This is a genomic window from Endozoicomonas numazuensis (assembly GCF_000722635.1).
Taxonomy (GTDB): domain Bacteria; phylum Pseudomonadota; class Gammaproteobacteria; order Pseudomonadales; family Endozoicomonadaceae; genus Endozoicomonas_A; species Endozoicomonas_A numazuensis.
This window is the reverse complement of record NZ_JOKH01000001.1, coordinates 236,261-260,784: the sequence shown is the minus strand read 5'-3', so window position 1 is coordinate 260,784 and position 24,524 is coordinate 236,261. Positions and strand designations below refer to the sequence as shown.

Annotated in this window: 21 protein-coding genes and 2 pseudogenes; 11 read left to right on the top strand and 12 right to left on the bottom strand. The window is 47.3% G+C overall.

Annotated elements, in window-relative coordinates; genetic code table 11:
• Positions 1-49: 49 nt before the first annotated feature.
• The 7 genes and pseudogenes from GZ78_RS01100 to GZ78_RS30145 all read left to right on the top strand — a co-directional run.
• Complete coding sequence (locus tag GZ78_RS01100; protein ID WP_034832068.1) at positions 50-262, top strand: hypothetical protein; 213 nt, start codon at positions 50-52, stop codon at positions 260-262.
• 191 nt (positions 263-453) lie between these two features.
• Positions 454-912: a transcriptional regulator ArgR gene (gene argR, locus GZ78_RS01095; RefSeq protein WP_034832066.1), complete on the top strand. Its 459-nt coding sequence runs from the start codon at positions 454-456 to the stop codon at positions 910-912.
• Between the two features lie 160 nt (positions 913-1,072).
• Positions 1,073-2,305 (top strand): MlaE family ABC transporter permease, encoded by a 1,233-nt coding sequence (locus tag GZ78_RS01090; RefSeq protein ID WP_201772630.1) that lies wholly within the window; start codon positions 1,073-1,075, stop codon positions 2,303-2,305.
• The gene (locus GZ78_RS01085) at positions 2,305-3,117 is read left to right on the top strand and encodes an ABC transporter ATP-binding protein (protein WP_051785706.1); all 813 of its coding nucleotides are present in this window, start codon (positions 2,305-2,307) and stop codon (positions 3,115-3,117) included. The genes GZ78_RS01090 and GZ78_RS01085 overlap by 1 nt, the downstream gene beginning before the upstream one ends.
• On the top strand, positions 3,114-4,082 hold the full coding sequence (locus GZ78_RS01080) for an MlaD family protein (RefSeq protein ID WP_034832063.1): 969 nt from the start codon (positions 3,114-3,116) through the stop codon (positions 4,080-4,082). The genes GZ78_RS01085 and GZ78_RS01080 overlap by 4 nt, the downstream gene beginning before the upstream one ends.
• 3 nt (positions 4,083-4,085) lie before the next feature.
• The gene (locus GZ78_RS01075) at positions 4,086-4,667 is read left to right on the top strand and encodes a PqiC family protein (protein WP_034832062.1); all 582 of its coding nucleotides are present in this window, start codon (positions 4,086-4,088) and stop codon (positions 4,665-4,667) included.
• A gap of 60 nt (positions 4,668-4,727) precedes the next feature.
• Positions 4,728-4,947: pseudogene (locus tag GZ78_RS30145) on the top strand (transposase); the annotation flags it as partial.
• A gap of 403 nt (positions 4,948-5,350) precedes the next feature.
• Here GZ78_RS30145 and fkpA read toward each other — a convergent pair.
• The 6 genes from fkpA to GZ78_RS01040 all read right to left on the bottom strand — a co-directional run bounded on the left by fkpA (position 5,351) and on the right by GZ78_RS01040 (position 12,155).
• A complete protein-coding gene (gene fkpA, locus GZ78_RS01065; protein ID WP_034832060.1) occupies positions 5,351-6,094 on the bottom strand; it encodes an FKBP-type peptidyl-prolyl cis-trans isomerase in 744 nt (247 codons plus the stop codon).
• Positions 6,095-6,345: 251 nt separating this feature from the next.
• Positions 6,346-7,578 carry an organoarsenical effux MFS transporter ArsJ gene (gene arsJ / locus GZ78_RS01060; protein WP_201772629.1) on the bottom strand — a complete coding sequence of 411 codons (1,233 nt, stop codon included), beginning with the start codon at positions 7,576-7,578 and terminating at the stop codon, positions 6,346-6,348.
• Positions 7,575-8,366 carry a metalloregulator ArsR/SmtB family transcription factor gene (locus GZ78_RS01055; protein WP_201772628.1) on the bottom strand — a complete coding sequence of 264 codons (792 nt, stop codon included), beginning with the start codon at positions 8,364-8,366 and terminating at the stop codon, positions 7,575-7,577. The genes arsJ and GZ78_RS01055 overlap by 4 nt, the downstream gene beginning before the upstream one ends.
• Positions 8,363-9,364, bottom strand: coding sequence for an ArsJ-associated glyceraldehyde-3-phosphate dehydrogenase (locus GZ78_RS01050; protein WP_034832056.1), 1,002 nt, complete (start codon positions 9,362-9,364; stop codon positions 8,363-8,365). The genes GZ78_RS01055 and GZ78_RS01050 overlap by 4 nt, the downstream gene beginning before the upstream one ends.
• Before the next feature lie 118 nt (positions 9,365-9,482).
• Positions 9,483-9,872, bottom strand: coding sequence for a hypothetical protein (locus tag GZ78_RS01045; RefSeq protein WP_034832053.1), 390 nt, complete (start codon positions 9,870-9,872; stop codon positions 9,483-9,485).
• 69 nt (positions 9,873-9,941) lie between these two features.
• Positions 9,942-12,155 carry a M1 family aminopeptidase gene (locus GZ78_RS01040; protein ID WP_034832052.1) on the bottom strand — a complete coding sequence of 738 codons (2,214 nt, stop codon included), beginning with the start codon at positions 12,153-12,155 and terminating at the stop codon, positions 9,942-9,944.
• Positions 12,156-12,398: 243 nt separating this feature from the next.
• Here GZ78_RS01040 and GZ78_RS01035 point away from each other — a divergent pair, with 243 nt between their 5' ends.
• From GZ78_RS01035 to GZ78_RS01025, 3 genes are all read left to right on the top strand, one after another.
• Entirely contained in the window at positions 12,399-15,932 is a 3,534-nt protein-coding gene (locus tag GZ78_RS01035) for a hypothetical protein (protein WP_034832050.1), read from the top strand.
• A gap of 242 nt (positions 15,933-16,174) precedes the next feature.
• The gene (locus GZ78_RS01030) at positions 16,175-16,504 is read left to right on the top strand and encodes a PBPRA1643 family SWIM/SEC-C metal-binding motif protein (RefSeq protein ID WP_051785705.1); all 330 of its coding nucleotides are present in this window, start codon (positions 16,175-16,177) and stop codon (positions 16,502-16,504) included.
• 544 nt (positions 16,505-17,048) lie between these two features.
• Complete coding sequence (locus GZ78_RS01025) at positions 17,049-18,512, top strand: protein kinase domain-containing protein (protein ID WP_034832049.1); 1,464 nt, start codon at positions 17,049-17,051, stop codon at positions 18,510-18,512.
• Here GZ78_RS01025 and GZ78_RS01020 read toward each other — a convergent pair.
• The 6 genes and pseudogenes from GZ78_RS01020 to GZ78_RS00990 all read right to left on the bottom strand — a co-directional run bounded on the left by GZ78_RS01020 (position 18,484) and on the right by GZ78_RS00990 (position 23,952).
• Positions 18,484-18,960: an HIT family protein gene (locus GZ78_RS01020; protein ID WP_051785704.1), complete on the bottom strand. Its 477-nt coding sequence runs from the start codon at positions 18,958-18,960 to the stop codon at positions 18,484-18,486. The two genes, GZ78_RS01025 and GZ78_RS01020, sit on opposite strands and share 29 nt — an antisense overlap.
• Positions 18,961-19,028: 68 nt before the next feature.
• Positions 19,029-19,424 (bottom strand): SET domain-containing protein, encoded by a 396-nt coding sequence (locus GZ78_RS01015; protein ID WP_034832047.1) that lies wholly within the window; start codon positions 19,422-19,424, stop codon positions 19,029-19,031.
• Positions 19,421-19,927 carry an SET domain-containing protein gene (locus tag GZ78_RS01010; RefSeq protein ID WP_034832045.1) on the bottom strand — a complete coding sequence of 169 codons (507 nt, stop codon included), beginning with the start codon at positions 19,925-19,927 and terminating at the stop codon, positions 19,421-19,423. The genes GZ78_RS01015 and GZ78_RS01010 overlap by 4 nt, the downstream gene beginning before the upstream one ends.
• A 205-nt stretch (positions 19,928-20,132) precedes the next feature.
• Positions 20,133-20,699 carry a DUF922 domain-containing Zn-dependent protease gene (locus GZ78_RS01005; protein WP_051785703.1) on the bottom strand — a complete coding sequence of 189 codons (567 nt, stop codon included), beginning with the start codon at positions 20,697-20,699 and terminating at the stop codon, positions 20,133-20,135.
• A 223-nt stretch (positions 20,700-20,922) separates the two neighbouring features.
• Positions 20,923-22,300 (bottom strand): annotated as a pseudogene (locus tag GZ78_RS28025) (ISNCY family transposase).
• Between the two features lie 311 nt (positions 22,301-22,611).
• Positions 22,612-23,952 carry an MATE family efflux transporter gene (locus GZ78_RS00990; protein WP_051785700.1) on the bottom strand — a complete coding sequence of 447 codons (1,341 nt, stop codon included), beginning with the start codon at positions 23,950-23,952 and terminating at the stop codon, positions 22,612-22,614.
• Positions 23,953-24,073: 121 nt separating this feature from the next.
• On the opposite strand from GZ78_RS00990, the gene GZ78_RS00985 reads away from it, so the two are divergent.
• Positions 24,074-24,524, top strand: a 451-nt coding sequence (locus GZ78_RS00985; RefSeq protein ID WP_034832041.1) for an ISAs1 family transposase, incomplete at its 3' end; no start/stop codon positions are given.

Below are 24,524 nucleotides of genomic sequence, written 5' to 3'. Positions count from 1 at the left end.
CCATGGGTGACGAAAAATTGTGTTAATCGCTTATAGCTGGTTTGTGCTCATGGCTGGTTTGTGCTCATGGCTGGTTTGTGCTCATGGCTGGTTTGAAACATCCGTCACTGCCATTGTTGAGTGGCAAGGCGGTATTTTCCAGCTCATGGCTGTTTGTGAGAGTCCTGCCGCATCTACAATGACTACGGTGATTCAGCGAGGAGCTTTTCCCGATTTAGGTGATTGGGAAGTCTTCAGGGCTGAGGAGATCTGTCGGACTTAAGGCCATTTCATACCGGATAGCATAGGCCGAACAGACTACGGGTTCACATGGAAATTGGATTCTCTTACATGATCATGGATAAAATCAAGCAAAATTTGAATATTTATTCATTGGTGGTGCTTTTTTACCCAGAATAAGCCAGAAACCCTGGTGTAAACTGTCTGGGGCTTCAGGAGCAATGAACAAAGATTATGGCCAGTCAAAAACAGGAAGAACTCATAAAGGCTTTCAGACAGCTGCTTAAAGAAGAGAGCTGTGGGTCTCAAAGTCAGATTGTTGAGCAACTTCAGAGCCAGGGCTTTGACAATATCAGTCAATCCAAGGTATCCAGGCTACTGAGTCGTCACGGGGCTGTTCGTGCCCGCAATGCCCGCAATGAACAGGTGTATTGCCTGCCACCGGAGCTGGGTAAAATGGATTCCAATATTGCCGTTCGGGATCTGGTGGAAGATGTTGCCAACAATGGTATGTTGATCGTGATCAAAACCAGCCCGGGTGCTGCTCAAATGATTGCCCGTCTGTTGGATTCTATCGGTCGTTCTGACGGTATTTTAGGTTGTGTGGCCGGGGACGATACGATTTTTGTAGCACCTGGTTCTACGGCTGAAATTGACAACCTGCAGGAAAGTATCATCAAGTTGTTTATGTGATGATCAGGAGTCTGTCGGACTTAAGCCAGCTTCCTCTATGAAGGCTTAAGTCCGACAGATTTCTGATGAAGTTGCTATCAACTATCAATACCGCTGTCAGTCTTATAGACGGCAAAGTTAATGTAAAAGATTGAGCCGGACTTATGTCTGGTGACAGTCTATGGGCTTGGTAAAGTCAGTCACTGGAATATTTACCGGGTTCAGTTTTGTCTATATGCTTGTCGCTCTTTTTTATCAGTACTTTTTCGTTCGCTATGGGCATTTAGACTCGATGGTATCACCCGGTTTCAAGATAACGCGTAACGTTAGTCCGGAATATTTGAGTGCGAGCCTCTCCGGTCATTGGGACCGGTATCAGACATTGCCTGATACCGAGCAGATATTCTCTGAGCTGGAATCAGAGAATGTTCAGACTTTTGAAGTCTTAACGGATCCTTCCTTTCGTTGGGATTCACAGTTCTCGGCCTGGTTGCTTAAACTTCAGCGTTATTGTGACCGCAGCAAAATCAAGTTGATGCTCTCAGGGCTTCCAGAAGAGGCCCACACTCTTCACCAGTTAGCCACTGCAGTCCCTCTGCAAACCTCTTCGAATAAGACAGCATTTTTTTCAATAAACCTGTTTCAGTCAATCATAAAAGGACTGTTGCAGTGGCTGGAAGATTTTGTCCTGTTTCTGGGCGAGATCACCCTCGGGATTCTCAGAATATTCAGGCTCCGCAGTGACGCCAGGCGTGGGGATTTTTTCCAGTTTCTACATCAGGCCGGCCCAGCGGCATTACCAATCGTGACGTTACTCAGCTTTCTGGTAGGTATGATTCTGGCTTATCTCGGCACTGTTCAGCTCAGACAGTTTGGTGCTGAAGTGTATGTCGCAGACCTGGTAGGTGTTGGGATGGTACGGGAAATGGGGGCCTTGATGACCGCAATTATTATGGCGGGTCGAACAGGCGCTGCATATGCAGCACAACTCGGCACTATGCAGGTGAATGAAGAGGTTGATGCTCTCACCACCCTGGGTATCAAGACTGTGGATTATCTGGTGCTCCCCCGAATGCTGGCACTGGTTGTCGCTATGCCATTACTGACGCTTTACAGCGATATCCTGGGCATGCTCGGCGGCGGCGTTGTGGCGCTGAGTATGGACATCACCTTTACCCAGTATGTCCACCAACTCTCAGGCGCATTCGCCATGAGTGATGTCATGACCGGATTATTTAAGAGTCTGGTGTTTGCTCTATTGATCAGTTTTGCCGGGTGTCAGGCTGGCCTGGCTTGCGGACGTTCATCGGCAGCCGTGGGCAAGGCAACGACAACAGCTGTAGTGACGGCCATTGTTTATCTGGTCGTAGCAGATGCAGGCCTGAATATTCTCTATTTCCAGTTGGGTATTTGATGATAGAGCAGCCAGATTCCAAATCCCTGTCTGAGAAGAGTGCAGCAATAGAAGTCAGTCAACTGACGATGAAGTACGGCAGCAGTCTGATACAGCAGAACTTGAATTTCAGCGTTCAAAAAGGTGATGTTTTCGTCATCATGGGAGGCAGTGGTTGCGGCAAGAGTACTCTGCTCAAGCATATGATCGGTTTATATCAGCCAGCCGCCGGAACGATTGCTTATGATGGTAGAGACTATTTCTCAGCCACAGACATCCAGCAGCTGAAGATGAGAAAACGCTGGGGGGTAACTTATCAAAGTGGTGCGCTGTTCAGTGCTATGACGCTGGCAGAAAATGTCAGTTTACCTCTGACTCAATACACCCGAATGAAGCCGGCAGAAATGGCCGATCTGGTTCGCTATAAGCTGGCTTTGGTCGGGCTGGCGGGTTTTGAAGACTATTATCCTTCCGAGATCAGCGGTGGCATGGCTAAACGGGCAGGCCTGGCCAGGGCGATGGCATTAGATCCTGAAGTATTGTTTTTTGATGAACCGTCGGCAGGTCTTGATCCTCTGAGTGCCAAGCGGCTGGACGATCTGATCCTGCAGCTCAGCCAATCTCTGGGGGTGACTATTGTCATTGTGACCCATGAGCTGGAAAGTATATTTGCTATTGGTTCCAATGGCGTATTTTTAGATGCACAGACAAAAACACAGCTCGATACAGGTGCTCCCTCTTATATGCTGAATCATAGTGCTCAGCCTTTGGTCAGGGACTTTTTGTCCCGTGGACAAGGGCATCAACAGAGGTCCGGAGAGATTTGCAGATGAATAAGAAAAGATATTCTATCTTTGCCGGTCTGTTTGTGATTGCCATGATCGGGCTGGCAGTGGGTCTGGCTATGTTTGTGGGTACAGGCAGTTACTCCAGCAACAGTAAAGAGCGCTATGAACTGATATACGACAGTAGCGTTATGGGGTTGAACATTGGTGCCCCTGTCACGCTGCGAGGAGTAAAAATTGGTGAAGTTACCGATATTCGTACCCAGCTTTATGTCGATCGTGAAGAACTGCTCAATACCGTTGTGATTGATATTTACCCTGACATGGTGATCAGTAAGGGAGGAGAAGTTCCTGAAGACATTATGGAGCAACTGGTTGCCAGAGGACTTGCTGCCAAGCTGAAAACCCAGAGTTTGCTGACCGGGCTGTTATACGTAGAGGTCGACTTTTATAAGGCCAACTCTCAGACCATTCCTGTTTCCAGTCAGTACCCACAGCTGCCTACAGTGCCCACAGATCTGGAAACGATCACTCAGGATCTGGACAAGATGAATCTGCCTGAACTGATTTCTGATCTGAAAAGTATTGCTCATAATCTGAATACCATCAGCGGCAGTGAGGCGTTTCAGAAGATGCCTGGTAATCTTAATAAAGCCTTTGCCCAGTTTGGGAGCATGTCGGAAGATATGGCAAAAAGTATGTCGGATATGAGGGACGAATTTGTGCCCATGGCTGACAGTATGGATCAAATGTCACGGGCTATTGAAAAGGAGTTGCCAAAAACACTGGGTAAGGTGAATGAAGTTTTGGCGACGGTAGAAGTAACTCTTAAGGCGGTAGAACAAACGACAGCGGCATTGGGGGATACCATGGCTCCGGACTCGCCATTGATGTTCCAGTTAGAACGTAGCAGTAAAGATATCAGTCGTTCGGCAGATGCGGTCAGAGAGCTGGCAGAATTGCTGGAGGAACAGCCAGGTTCAGTGTTATCAGGCAGAGAGACAGGTGAGTAGGGTATGAAGAAGAATATTAAATGGTTCATGCCTCTGGTGGCTGTTTTTTTTCTGTCCGCCTGTGCAAGTCATGTAACACCGTTTCAGTACTACACCCTGAAACCTGTGGTGGAAGTAAAGGTCAGTAACAGCACCAAGGCCTCCATCGGAGTGGCACCGGTTAAGATTCCTGGCTGGATGGATCGAGCCAGTCTGGCAGTAAACAACGGTGGTTATGAGATTATCCGTTATGATATTCAGCGCTGGGGTGAGCCTTTACAGGACGCGGTCACTCGTACTCTTACGCAAAACCTGTCTACTCTTTTTCCATGGTCAGATGTTCAGTCTGGCCCCTGGTTGAGGAGTCAGGCTCCTGATGTAGCGGTGAATGTTGTCATTAATAATTTGTCGTGGTCGGATAATGTCCTGGAACTGGATGCCCGGTTAACACTCCTGAAGAAACAGGTACGAATTCAATCTTCTTCAATCAAGTTAAACAGAACCCTCCCGAAAGGTAGCTCTCCGGAGCAGCTGGTTGAAGGTATCAGCTATTTACTGGCTGACCTGACTCAAAGAGTGCAGAAGAATATTATTGCTCAGCAGTGATGTGAGGCAGTAGTTCTGGATATGTCTCTAAGAGAGTAAAATCATTCTGTGAGGTGACCCATGACTACCAGGAAAAATAGGAAGTTCCATTCCCCTGAATTCAAAGCTGAGGCATTGAAGCTGGCCGAAAAAAAACCAGTGTATCTTCTGCTACTAATGAGCTTGGACTACAAGAATCTCAGCTCTATACCTGGCGAACTGCCGCTAACCGGAAAAATCAGTGAGTGAGCGTGAATCGGCTTTGGCCACTGAAAATGCCAGACTCAAGCGACATGTATCTTGCGGTTGTTATTAATCTCTTCTCTCGTAAAGTCATTGGCTTTCCGAGCTATCTTCCATGAGAACGAGTTGCTGCAGAGTATGAGCCTATGATGAATCGGGAGCAGATGCGTCAGAAGCGTTTGAATACATATAATCGAACTCGCCGGCACGGCTATCTGGGCTATTTAAGTCATGAGAAATATGAATTGGCAAAAGTAGCTTAATCGGATGTCCAGTTTTACTGCCTCAGATCAAGTGTTTCCAGTGAACTAAAACTGCACTTTCAGGCGGGTAAACCGGATATTGTTATACCTCCGCCACTGGCTGAAGAATTTATGGATTGCACTGTGTGAATGATGCTAAAAAGTTAAACAAAAAAGGCCGGAAAATATCCGGCCTTTTTAGCTGATAAGAATCAGTAATTACTTCTTGTCGCCTGCGATGTCGAGCAACTCAACTTCGAAAACCAGGGTAGAGGCGGGTGGGATTGAACCTGCCGCCTGATCACCGTAGCCCAGCTCAGCAGGGATATACAGCTTGTACTTGGCGCCTTTTGGCATCAACTGCAGACCTTCCTGCCAGCCTTTGATAACACCGTTCAGAGGGAAGGTAGCTGGCTGGCCACGCTCAACACTGCTGTCGAATACAGTACCGTCAATCAGGGTGCCGGTGTAGTGAACGGTCACCTGGTCTTCAGCGTCAGGCTTGGAAGCACCTTCTTCACCCGCTTCAATGACTTCGTACTGGAGACCAGAATCGGTAGTCTTCACGCCTTCTTTCTTGGCGTTTTCCTTCAGGAAGTCTTCACCTTTCTTGCGGTCTTCGTCCAGACGTTCCTGTACTTTCTTCTCGATGACAGGACGGATACGCTCTTCGTGACCCTGCAGGGAGGTACGAATCTCTTCATCATTCAGCTGGCTCTGGCCATTCAGGGCTTCAATGAAACCTTTTTTGAGCAGTTCACGGTCAATGGTGATACCCATTTCTTCTTGCTGTTTCAGGGTCTGATCAGCGTAGTTACCCAGAGAAGCACCCATAGCGTAGGCAGCTTTCTGCTCAGGGGTGTCCAGTTTGACTTCTTCAGTAACGGGTTGGGCGTTATCCTTACAACCTGCGGCAAGAGCAATTACAGCTGCCAACGCGGTCACTTTGAGAACCTTTTTCACTTTTTTTCTCCAATGGGTTGGTCAAAGTCCTGCCAGTAAAGGGCTTAGACCCGGAAAGACGGGGAGAGTCCCTGCCTTAATGAATAAACTCTGAATAATGGCACAGAGATTGTTGTAATTGAACTTTTCAAAGCCTTTTTTGTGGATTCTGACATTCTCTTGACCTTTTCACGCTGGATGTTGACGAAAATAGCGGCTTTTTTAGTACATTTGTGCTTATTTCTGAAAGTTCGGCCTGTGCCTTAAAAGAGTCAGGGGGATGAAGCTGCATGAGGGTGCAGTCGTGGCAGGCCCAGGGAGATCAGTGTTGTCAGAGCAATAAAGAGACAGGATACCCAAAGGCAGGTGGCCAGACCACTGATCTGAAAAAGCCAGCCTGATAACAGAGTACCTATCAGTCTGCCCATTGCATTAGCCATATAATAGAAGCCCACATCCATTGAAGCGCCATCTTCTCTGGCATAGCTGACAATCAGGTAGGAGTGCAGCGAGGAGTTTATGGCAAAAATAGCCCCAAACACCAACAGTCCGATAATAATGGTCAGTTCTGGGTGCCATTCCCGTTGTATACCCAGAGCAACGGCCAGAGCGGATAGCAGCAAAGCGCCTGCCCAGAGGGTGGCAGACTTTCGGCCTGGGGGAGAATGACTTTCATTGCCGGTAATCCTCGGTGCCAGCCCTTGTACGATACCATAACCGATGACCCATAGGGCCAGAAAACCGCCTGTTTCAGAGTGACTCCAGCCGAACACACTGGATAGGTATACGGGCAGAGCGATGACAAACCAGACATCCCGTGAACCAAATAGAAACATTCGTGCTGCAGAGAGAATATTGATGGCTCGGTTATTGGAAAAAATATGGCTGAATTTGGCTTTAGCCTTTGACTTGCCCATATCCCGGTTCAGCCAGATCAGGCTCATCAGCAGAACGATGGTGAGGACCGCAGCCATGGCGAAGAGTGTGTTTCTGAAACCAATAAGGGTTAGCAGTGCCCCCCCTATAAAAAAGCCGGCTCCCTTCAAGGCGTTTTTTGAGCCTGTCAGAATCGCAACCCATTGATACAACTTCCCCTGTTGCTCATTACTAATGAGTTTTTTGATGGATGTTTTGGCACTCATTTTATTCAGGTCTTTGGCAATACCTGACAGTGCCTGTGCAAACATAACCAGTGGAACGGTTAGCCATTGGGCAGGAACAGTGAGTAGCAACAAAGCAAAAATCTGGAGGCCAAGTCCAAAATTCATGGTTCGGTTCAAGCCCAGTCTGGCACCTACCCAGCCTCCTACCAGGTTGGTGACTACGCCAAAGAATTCATAGAACAGAAACAACAGGGCGATGTCTAAAGATTCGTAGCCGAGACTGTAAAAGTGCAATACGACCAGCATCCGTAAAGCACCATCCGTAATGGTGAAGTTCCAGTAGTTGAAGGTCACCAGCAGATATTGTCTCAAGCCGTAAGACAGGTTTTTCAGCATCGTCATTCCTCCGTATCTTTTACTGGTGATGGGTTGTCTGAAGTGTGGGCTTTCAGGAGGATTTTTTCTTGATTAATAAAATCGGGCTGACCGGTTCTTGTCACAGCCAGAACCAGCTCCATCCATGGCGGAAGGTCCGGGTTGAGACGATAGAAAATATGTTGAGCACGACGGCGGGTACTCAATATCTTCAAAGTGCGCATCTGGGCCAGATGACGTGAGACTTTGGACTGGCTTTCCTGAAGAGCGTTGACCAGATCGTTGACGCACAGTTCCTTCTCATCCTCAATCAGCATAAGGGTGCGTAGTCGTGTATTGTCGGACAACAGTTTGAAAAACTCGTCCGGACTAAAACCTTGCTGGGTTGCACCTGGCGTATTCAGCTGCAGAAACAGCTTGATTTGCTGCTGTAGAATATGGGCTGTGTTTATAAAGGGAGTCAGCCCGTCCAGAAATTTGGGGTCTTCCAGATCCCAATGCAAAAGAGCGTCTGACGGTGGATAGTGAGCACATTCATTCTTGGCGTTGTCACAAAGCGTGATGACGTAATCAAAATGCTGTTCATCAAGGTCGTCCAGACTCTGGCTTTTCAGGCCGTCAGCCGGGATATCCAGTTCCTTCAGCGTCTGAAAAACGCGGTCATCAATGCCCTGAGGTTGAGTTCCGGCACTGAATACCCGGAAGTCATCCCCGGCCATATCGCGAAAAACAGCCTCAGCCAGCTGAGAGCGGGCTGAGTTACCTGTGCAGAGGAACAAAATAGACAGTGGAGACGTCATTTGAAGTGGATTCAAGCCATTCCAACCTTTCTGGCCAGTTCTGCTGTTCTCACGGAGTAGCCCATCTCGTTATCGTACCAGGCATAGATCTTCACCATACGATCATTAACCACCATCGTGGAGAGCGCATCAATGATACTTGAGCGGGTATCACCCCGATAATCGATGGAAACCAGAGGTCTCTCTTCATAACCGAGAATACCTTTTAACTCATTTTCTGAGGCAGATTTGAGGAGGTCATTTACTTCCTCGATACTGGTGTCTTTTTCGACGTCGAACACTACATCGGTCAGGGATGCATTGGCCAGAGGTATCCGAACAGCATGACCATTCAGCTTGCCCTTCAGCTCAGGGAAAATATGAGTAATAGCGGTTGCTGAACCGGTGGTTGTTGGAATCAGTGACATACCACAGGCTCTGGCGCGACGCAGATCCTTGTGGGGCGCATCCAGAATAGTCTGGGTGTTGGTGATGTCATGAATGGTTGTCATGCTGCCACGGACTATGCCCAGTTTCTCATGAATGACTTTAACGACAGGAGCCAGACAGTTGGTGGTACAGGAAGCGGCTGTGACAATCCGGTGTGCCTCAGGGTCGAACAGATGATCATTCACGCCCATTACAGCATTTAAGACACCTTCTTCTTTTACCGGAGCCGTCACGACTACTCGTTTGACGCCCTGATTCAGGTATTTTTGAAGAATAGAGGTTTTCTTGTGGACACCGGTACCGTCTATAACAACGTCACAGTCTGACCAGTCCAGGTCGTCTATATCTTTGACCTGGCTGCAGGCCATGGTCTGTCCATCCACGGTTATGCTGTTTTCAGTCGCTGAAACAGTGCGCGGCCAGCGACCCTGTACTGAATCAAACTCAAGAAGATGTGCCAGAGTAGCGGCGTTGCCGGCTACGTCATTAATTCTGACGAATTCCAGTTCAGGCCAGTCGAAAGCTGCACGCAGCACCAGGCGACCGATGCGACCAAAACCATTGATACCTACTTTTACTGCCATGATGATCTCACTGCTAAAAGATGACTTATGAATTGAAGAAGAGACTGTATATTTGGATATGCGAATATTCAAATATAAAAGACAGGGCGTCAAGCAATCAAAATGATTTTAGGTGATTTTACTTAGACAATTTAAGTCGGTTTCGCATGGCCAGACAGCTCTCTGCAGCAGACTTTTTGAGTGATAATTGAAGTTCTATGAAAGGATAGGCCTGATATTGAGTCATGGCATTCTTGATTTGGGTAATGCCATGCACAGAACAGGCTTGAGGCACAATATAGGTCAGGTAGTTCCATTGCAGGGCTTTAGGTTGTTGCACCATATACTGCAAACCATCCAGAATTTGTCCTGCCATCTGTTGAGCCAATTGGATCTGGCTGGGTGGGAACAACGGGTGTCTGAATGCAGCCAGCTCCTGATAGTTGTGAGAATCTGCTTCCTGAAAGCGCTGTACCCATGCGTGTTTGGTCTTGATATCCGGGCGCAGGGACTGAGCGACAGTGGCCATTTTTTTACCCGCAGAAGATGAGGTATCTGATGCCTGATTAATACGTTTTTCAGCGCCTGGGTATTGGTGTTATATGAGTTTGAAGAGCATATCCCAGCGTTGATTCTGAGTGATTATGAGACCACTGAGTAATGGGCGGTTGTCCAGTAAATCTTCCAGGCGTGCCAGTCCGTTTTGGCTATGAGCCACTATCCGATAACTTCTGAACCAGCTCTGTTGCTCAATACTGCCTGGGACAGCAATCATCAGTTGTTGCCAGACAAAGCTTTCCAGCTCATAGAGTGGTTCAGCCAGTTTTTCCTCCAGGGATTCATCCTGATAGCGGAGCGTTTGAAGGGTTGTATACAGTTCTTGCAGTACCTTCTGTGACTGGAACAACAAGCCTGGAGTACTTTCTTCAGGTATTTGTTGATACAACCGGGTCAACAGCGCATGGACATCTACTTCAGCCTGTTTGACTGAGTTATAGAGTAAATCAATAAGCTGAGTTTCCAGAATAGTGCTGTCACCCCTGTTCTTAAGGGCCACCTTGAGGCTGGCTCCATCCATTTTTACGGAAATGTATCCATAGTCATCCGTGTTCGGGAACACAGCGTCAGGGCATGGAATTCGGCCCGAAAAAGGTACTTTGGTTTTCTTGCCGTCAAGCCTTACCGGGAGACTTCGGAAGAGTGCCAGCTGGTTGTTTGTTTGATGATAGAGGCCCACATTGAGCTGCTGCTCCCTGAGCACATTACTTTTTGGCCCCTGAGCAGACTGATGAAGAGTTATGGAAGCTAAAGACTGATCCTTGCATTCCCATTGTGCTTGTACCGAATTACTGCCCGATGTGTAAAACCAGACATCTGTCCAGTGTTTCAACTTTTTACCCGACGCTTCCCGCATACTTTGGATGAACGCTTCTGTTCTGACGCCGTTATCCTGATTCAGAGATAGATAATCTCTGAGACCCTGGCGAAAGGTTTCCTCTGTCAGGCGATATTCCAGCTGCCGCAGTATTGCCGGACCTTTTCCCTGAATAGATGAATACAAAGGGGTTTGGATATGCTTCAGGGCATCATGAGTCGTGACGGTTTTTGTGATCAGAGCCGGTACCTGATTTTGAACATCAGCCTGAGAGGCTTTAGCTTCCTGGCTTCGATAGAAATAAGGCCAGGTATCACCGAGGTGTGCACCTTTATCCATGGCTTTAAAGGTTAAAAAGCGGATAAGACTTTCCTGAAGCCACACACTGTCCCACCAGACAGGGGATGCCGAATCAGCCAGCCATTGGCGTGCAAGACTCTCATAAATTGCCTGAGCCTGGATTTCAGGATTTTCCTTTACTTCTGTTGAGGAAATCAGGCGTTCATCGGCTCGGTAGCCAGACATAGAAGACAGATCTGTCAACTGAGGTATCAGCACCTGATCGAATTTCAGACCAGGAAAAGGTTGATTAAGGTATTGACCGAAAAACTGCAAACCCTGCCGGGTCAATGCAAACCAGGTTTGTGGCTGCACCTGTTTGGCCAGTGATTGGCGGACGGCCAAACACAGAGGAATGGTTCCAGAGATATCTTCCCACACACGAAACGGGCCCGCAGACAGTGAGAAAAGAGCAGGGCTGCTGACCTCGGAGGCTGAAAAATACCACCAGCTCTTTTTGCCATCCTTAATCGTTTTTTTGTCTGATGAAGAGGTGATAACCTGCCAGTCTGCAGGAGATTTCACCGTCAGTTTATAACGAGCTTTCAGGTCAGGTTGGTCAAATACAGGGAAGAGTCTGCTGCTATTGAACGGAAGAGACTGCGTGAACAGGTAGAGTTGTTGATCCAGAGTGTCCTGTAAACGGTTCAGGCCGACACCGTGATGGCTGTATTTCTGAAGAAACTCGATCTCCACGGTATTTTTCCCCTGTTGCAGGCTACCGGGAACAAGGGTAATAAAGTGGCCGTTATATTGAACGTCAGCGGGCTGGCTATTGATTAGAAAGCGACTGACTTCACCCTGTTGGAAATCAAGTCTTAATGGCTTGCTGGTTTGTTGCAATGCAAAACTGATGGATACCCGTCCGGAGTATCGAGTGTTGCCCGGTTCTGAAATGTCCAGATACAGCTCGTAGTTAAGGTCAGAGAGCACTGACTGTCTGAAGTGGGCTTCCTCCTGTGTCAGGCTGTTGGTGGTTTGTACAGGCTTGCTGGACTGAGGTTTCTCCCTGATCAGGTTTAATTTGAGGCAACCGGTCAGGCTGAAGACCATCAACAGTAATACTATTGTGCGGGTTGCAACCTGAGGCAGTGGCATTCGGCTAATCCTCTGACAGCTGACCGAAAGGAATGGGGGAAGGTTCCAGAGTTCAGGCTCTAAAACAGATCAGCCCATAAAGATAGACCAAAAAGTCGACCACTCATCACTAAGGTTCTAGAACGTTAATTACCTTACATACCCAGTACATCCTGAGGCTGTCGAAGGGAGCTGGCAATGCGCTTGCCAGATCAAAGTTTGTTGATATTCGACCATCGAACGCTCGTGATTTATAGTTAATGGATGGAACCTACATCAGGCGCGAATCCCCCGCGTTTTTTCAGCAACCAGGAAGCTGAAGAAGATATTGATCAGCCTCCTTCTGCAAAAAGATTCAGGCAGGGGGAAAGTCTTTCACATCGCAGTGCAAGGTCAGCGCCATCAATGCTGCCCCGACTGTCGATTCCTGCCAGTGGCATTTTGTCTCTTGAAGACTGTTTCCCCGACGCTGACCATCTTCAATTGCAGGAAGAGCTATACGGTTCTCTCATCAGCATCCAGCGCGATTCCGTACATCGCGATACCTGCTTGCCAAGACTGCTCAGTGAATTGCAGCAAAGGTTTACCAGGCCTATTAATCTCTTCCAGTTGATTGAGTACATTAAACGTCACTTTAAACTTCCTGACGCACAATTGAGCAGGCTGTTATCGGAAGCTGATTTAAAAGCTCTTATTCTTGGGTACTCCGACAAAGGTATCTCCGCTTTACTGGATACTCTGAATTTCCTTGAAATCAAGCCGCCCTTTCGTGGGCACCAGCAGTGGGATCTTGTTCTATTGGTCCGGTATGTGCCTGAGTTGCTTTCAGGTTTGCCTGATCTGAATGATGATCTGGGAGAGCAGCTTTATGACAGGGCGATGGCAGGAGATGAGGCCGCCTATACCGAGCTCAAGCTTTTCTTGTTAAAAGACTCTAAAGCTTTTGTCTGGTTTATAAAGGTGGCTCTGGAGCAAGGACAGAGTTTGAAAAGTCTCCACCGGGAGCTTCAGGATACCTGCTGGAAACTTCCTGAAGGGTTTAAAAGTCCAAATATCAGCGTCTTTTTTGCACGACTGATTGATAACCTGTCTGGAGATCTTGAACTGAGAACGGCTTTGCTCAGACAGTTTGAATTTCGATGGTTGAGTCAGGTCGATAATCGCCAACTGGGCGTTTTGGCATTAAAAGAAATGATTAAGCTGAGACTCACGGCTGGAGAGCCCCTGGAAAAGGTTCTGGATCATTTGATGGTTAATGCTTCCCTTCCTTTGGGTGTTCGGAGTTGGTATGAGCTGATTGCTTCTATTTCCGGATTGTCTTCGGAGAAATTAGTGCTGGATAGTTCCTCCCAGTCACTTCTAGTGGCCTTTGTTAAGGCTCAGTCCTCTTTGCAGAAAAGAAGAGCGTTGGAAAAGCTTCAGTTTCGGGCATTGCATGGAGACGGAGAGAATCGTATTGCCTATGCAAAAGGACTGTATGACTTTTGTGGACGACTGGATGAGGTTGAATTTACGTTCAATCATTTAGAAATACCTTCTCCAGATGGGGGTAAATGGGACATTGAGGGCTTGAAGCAGGCTATCGGTATTCCTCTGAATATTTTACCAATGAGCAGTGGTGAAAGGGGCGTGAAGATCGTCGACCCTCGAGTTTTGAATGTGGCGGGCCTGAGTCTCGACTATAAGGAAGTTTCCGATGTGCTTGCAAAAATGGACAGTGGGGACACGGTAGAGATGGGGCAAAGCCTGCGGGCTGGAAATGGCTGCATCGCCAAAGTCGCTATAAAACAATACCAGCTGCTAGGGGAGTACAGTGGCAGGGTTGTCGTTCGTAGTGAGCTGGATGAAGAACACAAGAAAATGAAAGGCATACAGCCGGACAAGCCCGTCAGTCAGACTCACCAGCATTTATATGTTGTCATAGACCCGGTTCCAGAACCGCATTTTCTGACGGAACCTGACACCTATACAGCATGGACTCATCAGATTCGGTTGATGTTTGAACCTGAAAGTGAGGGTCGAACCATAGCCGGTCATCTGGGCTATGAGCTGGGAGTGAATGGTGAACAGGGGGGAGGCAATTTTCGGTTTCTGAATCATGATGCTCACCACCCGAATGTTCAGCTATTGTCGATTGTAAGACCCGAGTGCATTGACTGGATAGATTATGAAGAACGTATCTATCTGAAGCCCGGAACCGATCTTCAGGCTGCAATAAAACTGGTAGTTATTGCCATAGCCGACATAGATCCAAATGACCCTGTTGAGCGAAATCGTGAACTGACTTTTGATTATGGCGGAATAGGCCTGCTCAACTTTGCTCTGGTCGGTAAGGATATTGTTCAGAACCCTGAAGAACTGTTCGAAATTGACCCACAAAGCCGGTTGCTCAGAAAGAGCCCTGTGGCTGAGATGATGAGTACCGATGTGTCAGAGGTGAATTCAATCAGTCACAGTGATGCCACTGTCACCGATATGGAAGTGGGGCTGGCAGAGCCTTCTCCTGATGACATCCCACGTTTGAGTTCCCAAGAGCAGACCCTTTTTCTGGCCGATCTGGATAATCCTCCTTCTGCGCTCAGGGCCAAATCCCTGCTGCCCAATGCAGAGTTAGTAAGGCAGGCTAATCAGGGCGATGACGAGGCGCTGGCCTGGTTATTGTATAAAACGCTCTCCAGTGCAACCTATGTCCAAAGGGGAGCATCCGGTGTAAGCGCCCGCATGAAGGAACTGAAAGTTAAGGCTAAGCCTACCAAGCAGTTTCAAATGATTGAGAAGTATATTCCCATGTCTCGTATACAGTTATGCCAGCTGATGCATGGAGAGGCGCTTCGACATTACTCCCAAAGAGATACCGAGCGGGTGAAGGAATTTCTTCGATACTGGGTGTGTCAGCATAAATCTTTCCAGCAGCTGGTCATTTTTTTGAAAAGATCTCAGGTGCTATGCCCCCCGGTTGTCAAAAAGCCTAATGAGTGGAGTGATAATGCCTTGCATGAGCTATTACCTGGCTTGAAGCATTATTATGAGTGCCTGGCAGAAGAAACCCTGATTGAACTGGAAATGAAGGTGGCGAATGACAAAGATGCAAATGCCAGTGCTTTTTTGCTGGATATGGCGCGACTCCATATTGAAAAAGGGCTCCAGCACTATCTGCTCGGCATAGCCCGGCGTATTTGCACAGGGACTTTGGGGGAACTGGTCACTAATCTGAATAATCGAAAATTGAAGATGCCTCCTGAATATAGGGAAAGGTGGAACGCTGACGAACTGGCCAAGTACATAGTTGGCTTTGTTGATAGCGCTAATTGGCTGACTTACAAGGATAGTATGCCCATACTTCAAGCTTTGATGAGGCATGAAAACGATGAAGTGCTCAGGCAATACATCAAGAGTCAGATTGTAGAGGAGGGCGTTTCTCTCTTCAACCTGGTGAACAAACTGTGCCATTCTGAAGTGAGCAACCCTTGTGGGGGAAGCTGGGAGCTGGCTCATTTCGCCGATTACCTCAAGGCTCGTTTCCCTTATACAGATCTTTTCAAAAGAACACTGGCAGAATTGTACGAAGCCATTGATGAAGATAATGATTTCCATGCCAGTGAGAAAATAGAGTTGGCTATCAGGGCGCGCTGGCGTGAACCCGGGGCTTTCGATGCATGGTTGCTGAAGTTAGAAGAGCTTCGATATAGTGAGAGTCATATGCTCATGGAGCTGCGCCGAATTGGTATTCCCGGTAACTGGAACAGGAAAACATTACGTGAAGCATTGGCCACAGCAGTCTCTCCATCTTCTGAATAACGCTTAATTTTAAATACCCCTCGAAACATTCCTGAAAGTGACGCATCTCTATTTAAATGGTCGACGTTTCATAAAGGTTCTGCCCGAAAGGGTAATAATCAGCTTTTTGATTATAAATCCGTCAGACTTCTGGCTAAATCGATGCAAATCCAGTAGATTACGTCGGTTTTACTGGTTATCCCTGTCCTGAGGAACTCAGGTACGGATAATGAATTGAATCGATCAAGAGTGGTGGGTAACCTATGCTTTATGCCGAAGGCAACCGTTTGATGAACCTCACGGATAAACACAGCCGGGGGTTCGAGCGCAAGAAATCAGCCAGGCTGGGCACCGAGAAAAACCCTGCCAGTGTGGTTGTTCAAACTGAAGAACGTGAGCAGGAACTGGCCGCCATCTTTGAAGAAAATGGCTGGTTTTACACCATCGAGGTTGATGAAGAGCTGCAGGAAGACATTTCTGATCTGGAGCTGTTGAAAAACCTGCCAACCACGAAAGTGGTAGAAAAAACACCGGGCAGAAACGACCCTTGTGTTTGCGGCAGTGGCAAGAAATACAAGAAGTGCTGCGGCTGATTATAGCCTTGCGCTGAATGAGAACCTGCCCAGATTGCCTTGAATGTCCTTAACTGATTTTCATCGTAAACGAGGCAGGCTCACTCTCTGTAAATTTACGATTAATACCTCCTTCCTCACTGCCAACTTCTCTAGCCCGGACATTTCATAAAGTGTTGAGCTTCGCGTTCTGCTCTTTATTCGGCTGACACATTTTCTCGTCATATTCATGCTTATTGTATGGATCTGACGAGAAAATGCTGTCACGGCGGAGAAAGAGCTAGCGAGAAGCTGACGAGCGATGTTCGTTTCTTTTCGTACACATCAGAAAACGAATATCTCAGTATTTCCGAAGCCTTTAGCCTGACTGGAGCGGCTTTATGAATTTTCCGGACTAGCGTTGAATAGCATGGCTGATCAGCAAAAAAACTGATCTGGCGGGTTGCATTATGCCTTTCGCCAATCAGTTGCTGCAGGTGGTCGACAGGCGCGAGATAGATTGCCTTTTTGTCGAGGCGTGAACGCTACACTGGATAAGAGATTCAGAAGAAGGGGCTTTAGGAGCATGGACAGCGTTCCGGGATCACATCGTCATCATCCTGTTGGCGACAGACCTGATACCTTGAAGGGGGAATCTTCGAGAAGAAGGGGGGACAGGCTGAAAACCGGTGCCCATCAGGGAAAACAGACAGAGCAGGTCAAACCGATCAAAAATCTGTCATGTCCCACTCGTTTTCAATCGGTTGATTCGAGTTATGAAAGTCCCGGTTCACCCTTATCACAGTCTACCCTGAATCGATTTGAGCCCATTGAGTCGAGTGCTACAACCCATCAAATAACCAGACCACTGCCTTTCGATAGTCGGAAATATTCTCTGGATGAAGTCTCTCCTGTGCATTGCAGTGACACCGTAGAACTGCTCCCTGTCATGGGACCGGATGGCGAAGCAACTTCCCTGATTTTCAAAACCCTTCCGCCGTCACTGGATGATGATGAAAACAAACAGGCCTGGGCCTGGAAAACGATTGAAAACGAAGCTCATGTATTCTCCAGTGTTCCTGAAGATCCCGGACTGGTTAAGTGTTATGGGATGCATATTATCAAAGGTCGAAAAGGGTTATTGCTGGAGCGTATCGAGGGACCGTCACTGGAGCAGATATTCAAGGAATTAAGAACACTGTATCTGGGTGAGCAGCTGACCAGAAGCGAGTATATGTGTGCGAACAAATTGCTCGCTAAACAGGCAGCCCAGTGTCTGAAGCATCTGCAGGATGCCGGTTTTATGCATGGTGATTTCAAGCCAGATAATCTGTTGTATGACACCCGTCAGAATCGCTTGCGACTGATTGATCTTGGTACCAGTACCCGGTTTGATGAGGTGGCCAACCCGGGTCATGAACTTTATGTTGACCCTGCTGCGGTATCATTCAAAGTGATGGATAAACGTCGCTTTCAACCTGTGCCTCCTGGTGACAGGGAACCGATGACTGATGAATTGAAAGACAAGCTGCCAAGAGGTGCCCAGAGTGACCCGAAAATGGATATCTATGGTCTTGGCCAGATGATGTACATTCAGGGTTTCACCGAGGGAGAAGAGCCTGAAATGTTTACCATGGGGGCTAATCTCGGGTCCTTCAGGTCAGGGACAGAGTACCGGATTCATGATCTCTACACTCGGATGTCTGACCGCTATCGTAATTTCGACGTTCTGCCTGCCTTTTCTCACGACTTTCCAAAGAAAGAGCTTAACAGTGCCATGGCAAAAACCAGAAAAGCGATGGAGATTGGCGGTGACTACTACATTTTTATCAACAGTACTTTGTCTCCACTCAGAGATAAGAGGGCTGACCTTGATGAGGTGCTGGCATCTTCTTTTCTCAAATTGAACAAGATTGAGATGAAGAAAGCAGAAAGAACGCTGAAAACCAGTTCAGCAAAGTACCAGGCTTTGAAGACCAGTGCCCTGGAGCAGGAAAAGGCTCAATGGTTTAAAGAAAGACCTATGCTTCGTCCTCAACAGGGGGAGTAGACTGACCTGTCATAAAGCGCCTGAAAGAATCAATCCACTCCTTTCTCAAGGCTTGTGCAGTGCGCTGCATGGGCGCTTTCCAGAAATTATCGCCTTCCCGTCTGCACTTGATATGCAAATGAAAATGCCAGACATCCTGCGAACCCGCCGGCTCATTATTTTGTATCAGGGTAATACCGTCAGCTTTCCAGGCTGCCTTTACAGCCAGCGCCATCTTTTTGCCCAGGCTGATAAGCTCTGCCAACAGCGAGTCATCCATGTCGTATATATTTTCGACATGCTGTTTGGGAATGATAAGCAAAGAAGGCCCTGAAGCCGGTTTATGATGGATCGGCATGCAGACAAACACTGAGTTGGTTTCAAAAAGAACTTCCGCTTTTTTCTCTGTTTCCGAGTTAAGAATTCTGCAGAAAGGACAAGGGTAACCTTCAGGTTCATGGTTAAACATGAGCTGGAAACTTCTTTTTATTTAAAGCTGAAGTCTAAAGGCTGTCTCTACGAATTAACACATAATTCTTAAAGGCGTAAAAAGCTTTTTACATTCAGTTTGGGGTGTTTAGTTTTCTTCAGCATGACATCGCCGTCAATCACCTGAACGTAACTTTTTGGACTCTGGATAATGAGTTTTTTCACGCCCTTTTCAAAGTTGCTTTCAACGTCTTCATCATAATCCCACAGCAACTCTTCACCTGCTTCGATGGGTCGTGTGGTATAGAATTTAACCGTACCGTCTTCACAGACAAAATGAGCCGCATTGTTCTTTTCACTGTGGTTCATTTTACGCAGAATGGTTTTCTCCTCATGATCACCTTTACGGTCACCGTCAACGCCTTTTTCCGTGTTGACCTTGGTCCAGATACCATTTTGTTTGACTTCCTCTTTGATCCATACGAAACAGGTATCATCTTTCATAAAACGGGACTTTTGTCACTTTTTCTCCAGACAACATGGCTGTCGTCACCGACTTCCATCCGATAGGTAGGAGTTCCGTAGTATTCACCGATGACCACGCCCTTGGGAATAGGACGTGAAGCAAAGAGGCCTTCCCCGGCGCCAGGGATTTTACTGCCTTGCACTTTCAGATCTGGCCAGAAGCCCTCACCTGTGGTCAGCAGTCTGACCTTGTTCTCAAGCCTGTCAATGACCTCTTTCTGATCTTCAATGGTCTGCAGGGCTTTTTCCTGCTTTATTTTGTGCTTTGCACAGTCCTTTTCAGCGATGACCAGTCGTTCTGCATTGGATTTCCATTGAGCCCTGAGCTCGCGAATTTCATGAACCTGTTGTTTATAGTGATTCTGGGGTTTCGTCAGTTGATGCTCCAGAGACTTTATCTGAGATTGATAGCCATCTTCTCGAAGGCGATCATTATCTTGCCCAGCTGAGAATAAGTAATCACTGTAATTCTGTGGAAACATCGCTTTCGTCCCTGTCGTTTCAGTCCATTGAATGCTTTTGAGACCTTTCTCGATGGAAAAGGTACCCTAAATGGCCTGAAGGCCTGGCATTGGCAGGACCAGGTCTGACTTAAGCGGTTTTCACTTCAAAAGGCTCCGTTGGTGTTTGCCAGTGTTCTTCGACAGGCTCAGGATGATCGGAGTAGGTATAATCATTAACGCTTCCCTATGGAAACGTTGCTCCCTGATCAAGACCGTGACGGGTGATGCGGTCGTATTTTTTATCTCTTTTAACATATTGGTGAATAATGCTTTCGGCCAGAGCATTTGCCTGCTTTTCCAGCTTCTGACAATGGGCTTCAGGTTTCATTGCGGCTATAGCTTCTTCAATATCATAGGCCGCTTCGAAGCCAATATCTTTATGGCCTTTCTCATGTTCTTTGAGCGCGGTGTAGTAACGATCCCACTTTTCCCTGAGTCGTCTTCTAGAGGTATCCCGGTTAACCCATTCAGGCAGAGTGTATTCAACGTTAACCCGGGTGGTTACCGAATCGATCTTGCATTGGTTCTTGCTTTCAGACCATTTGAAATTCCAGTGCACATCCCATTCTGTGTCGGCATCTAATCGTTCCCCATCGAGAATGACTGGGCTCTTGTCGTCCAGTTGATGCCTCAGTTCGTAAGGAGATGAGCCTTGTATTTCATAATACTTGATGTTCGTTTCAACCACCGGTTCAGCAAACACCAGCGTGGGGAGAGAAAGGAGAGATAGAAGGTATTTGACTCGGTGCATGGGATTACCTGATTCTAATTAGTGCCCGAACGGAAAATGCTCTTTTCTGTTCGAAGTTCAGCCTTCATAAGCCAGATATTTGAATAATCGATCAATAGGCTTTCTGATTTGTCAGTTTCATCGTAATTTTCTTACCAAACTCGTCATTTCTGCAATTTCAAGACAAGCGACGACCTCAGTCTTTACTGATTTTATTCTTTTTTCGAATTAACCGTCAGTGCTTTCAGCCACAGAGTCGAAGTTGTCGTTTTTTTGCGCTCTTTCGTTCTATTTTCTGAAGCTCTGCCCCCATCTTCTGAAAATTCCTGGCAAGAACTCCGAGAGCAACATAGCGTTTCAGTCCATCTATTCCGTGATCCGCGCATTTATCCAACCCGTGAGACTCAAGTGCATTGATCGCTGATTCTACCGCCGAGTGCTTTCTTTTAGCCGCTTTGAATTCCGGGTCGTTTTCCCGCTCCTGCTCGGCCCGGGTTCGTCGTCCCTTTTTTGGTAATACGACCATGGTAAGGTATTTAAGCAAATCTTTTTGGTTGGATGGTGAGTGAAACCCTTTATCAAAACTGCAAACGCTCAAAGATGGAAAGGCGGCTTTGGTTGCCCGGATGATCGGAACGGCAGCCTTTTCATCGGTTTCTTTCTCCATGACCCGATGGTTCAGAATAAAACCATACTGGTCTTCGACAATCGCCAAACGGACGCCAAGCTCAACCGGAANCGACGTTTAACATGATCCACCTGCCGCTTACCATGATCGATAAACTTCTGGATAGAACTGTATTTATTCGCTGGACATATCGTAATGAACGCCTTGTCCTGAAGTGTTTCTTCAGCTCTGTTAATCAATGCCTGACTGGCATTCAGGTAGTTCTGACAGGCTTGTCGGATTTCCTTGTCCCTTTGAAGTTTTTTGGCAGGATCTTTCGAAGTAGAGTGTCGTAATATCTGTACACGACGATACATTTTTTTCAACTGATTCAGGTTGTATTGCCACTGTCGCCAACCACTTACCTCAGCCCTGGCTGCAAAGCGTGCAGTAAGAACAACGACAGTTCTGACTGCATCAAACAAAAGGTTGAGATCTGTCGGGAAATGAACATCGGTTTCTAAAACATAAGAGTCACAGCGACCTCTCAGCGGATCTTCTTTTTTTTTCCAACTATTTTATGGCCTTCAGCCACAACGACTTCATTAATCTGATTGAGCAGTTCGGGGGTTAAAAGTGAGACGTTATCCTTAATCGTCTGGAGCTTATATTCATACAGGTCATACATCCCGTGACCGAGCATTGCCCGGATGGTGGCGTGTTGGTTGGCCATTTCCCGAAGCCGGTCATAGTTCCAATCAAGATTTAACCGGAGTACACCCAGAACAAGGATCTTCCACAGCTGCATTCCTGGTCGCCCCCTGTCAGGGCTGATATTTTCAGGGACAGCCTGCTCTAGAAGAGAAAAGACTAAATCCCGGGCTTCGGCATTCAAATAGAGGTGTTGTAAGCCAAGCAGGATCTGGGGAATATCATCACGGGACCGATGATCGAGTTCAATGCTACCAATATCCACTTCACCGATCTGAAGTTGTCTGGGTTGTACCTGTCGCATGATTATTTTTGAGCCGAAGAATGAAGGAAATAGACATGATTAGGGCTATTCTAGCGTTAAAAGCCAAGCTTTAGGAAAAACTTCATACGGTAAATATGACGTAGACGTCTTGATCTATAAGCTATTCGAGGATTTTCGTTCAGGCACTAATTATGTTTTTTGTTCTTTGATTATCGATAGGAATTTTATCCTGTCATAGTCAATTTATGGGAAATTTGGTTTTTTTTGAAAGGGTGGAATATTAAAAGTCATAGGAAGGCAGACCCCATCAACAAACGGTTGAAGAGGTCTGAAAATCATGGGCGCGAGATTCAGCCGAACGTTTCATCGACCCGATTTCTTGATGCGTTTTCTTGCTCAAGTGCGGTATGTTTCTTTTTCAGCTCAGCCAAAATATATCTGAAGAGCAGAATGCTCAGGACAGCGACAATACTGTTTGCTATCGGGAAGGATAACCAGACACCCTCCAGGCCAAGGCTCGGCGTCAACAGAAAGAGCAGGGGGATCAACACCAGCAGTTGCCGGCTGCTGGTCATTATCAGGCCTGCCAGAGGCCTTCCCATTGCCTGAAAATAAGCGGCACCAATCGTCTGAAACATCATCAGAGGCATACAGATAATCACCAGTTTCAGGCCGGACAGGGTGGCCTCAATCAACTCGACTTCGGTGGTAAACCAGCCAATGAAAAATTCGGGGGTCAGCCAGACGATGACCACCAGGCTATAGCTAAAGGCCAGACCGTAGAGAATCGACTTTATGAAGGCTGAAATCACCCGGTCGTAGCGTCTGGCCCCAAAGTTATAGCCAGCTATTGGAATAAAACTCTGGTTCAGACCGATCATGGGCACCATCATCAAAGCCTGCAGGCGATTAATAATTCCGTAGGCGGCGATTAGCAGAGGACCCCCATAGAGCAGCAGGAACTTGTTCAGGGCAATCAGCAGAATGGCATCTCCTGCCTGACGACCAAATACAGTGCCACTCAGCGCTATGATCTCTTTAATCAGAGACCCCTGCCAGGAGAAGAATTCTGCGCGCAGTCGCATACTGCTCTTCTTGCGCAGGTAGATGGAAATGCTGAAACTCCAGCCTACTATCTGGGAGATTACCGTTGCCAGTGCAGCGCCTTCCAACCCCATGTCCAGCAAGGCAATGAATACGGCATCCAAAATAATGTTAAGGAAGGACGACAACCACATACTGTTCATGGAGATCCTGGCCAGACCTTCGGCCCTGAGCATCTGGTTCATACTCATCCAGCTGCCAAGAAAGGGAATACCTATCAGAGCAATATGGTAATAGCTTTTGGCCAATGTCAGTGTTTCGGAATTGGCGCCAAACAAGGTAAGGATCGGATCGGTAAAGATAAAAGCAAGCGTGCTGGTGAGCAAGCACAGAACAAGAGCCAGCGAGAAAGCATTACCATAAGTCTGTCGTGCTTTATTAACATTGCCTTGACCTAGTCTTCTTGAAATCAGTGAGCCAGCACCGGCTCCAATAGCCATGCCAATAGTGGGTAAAAGTAAGCTGATAGGGTAGGCAAGGGTAACCGCTGCAATACCCTGACTACCCACAAAGTGTCCAATAAAAATAGTATCAATGGTGTTGTACAACATGATGGTCAGCATGCCGGCGCTGGCCGACATCATCATACTGAGTAATAACTTGTCGATGGGCTCTTGTCCCAGGGCAAACGCATGAACATTTCTTGATCAGTACTTGTTGAAATTTTTCTTGCCACACCCCCGTTGTTCTGGCAAATTCTCACTTTTTATGCCCTTTCAGTCTCTTCTCGAACGTACTCACCAGTTGCCTGATCCTCGGCAACCTGCCAAATGCACCCATATCATGGGAGAAGTCGTTTTCATGACCATTGTTGGTCTCCTCTGTGGTGCAGACGACTGGGATAGTATTGTCCAGTGCGCTGAGTGTAAAGAAGACTGGCTTAGCAAGTACCTCAAGCTGCCGGGAGGCATCCCATCTCACGATACATTCAATCGGATTTACGCACTTCTTGATCCAGCTGAATTTCGTGACCTGTTTACTCGCTGGGTTAAGGATATGCTGATTGATACACCCTTATCGGGCGTTGTTGCCATTGATGGCAAGACAGTTCGAGGCTCTCGAGATAAATCATCCAGTGCCATTCATATGGTTAATGCCTGGTCCACAGAAGCAGGTATCAGTCTCGGGCAGTATAAAGTCGATAGCAAGTCTAATGAGA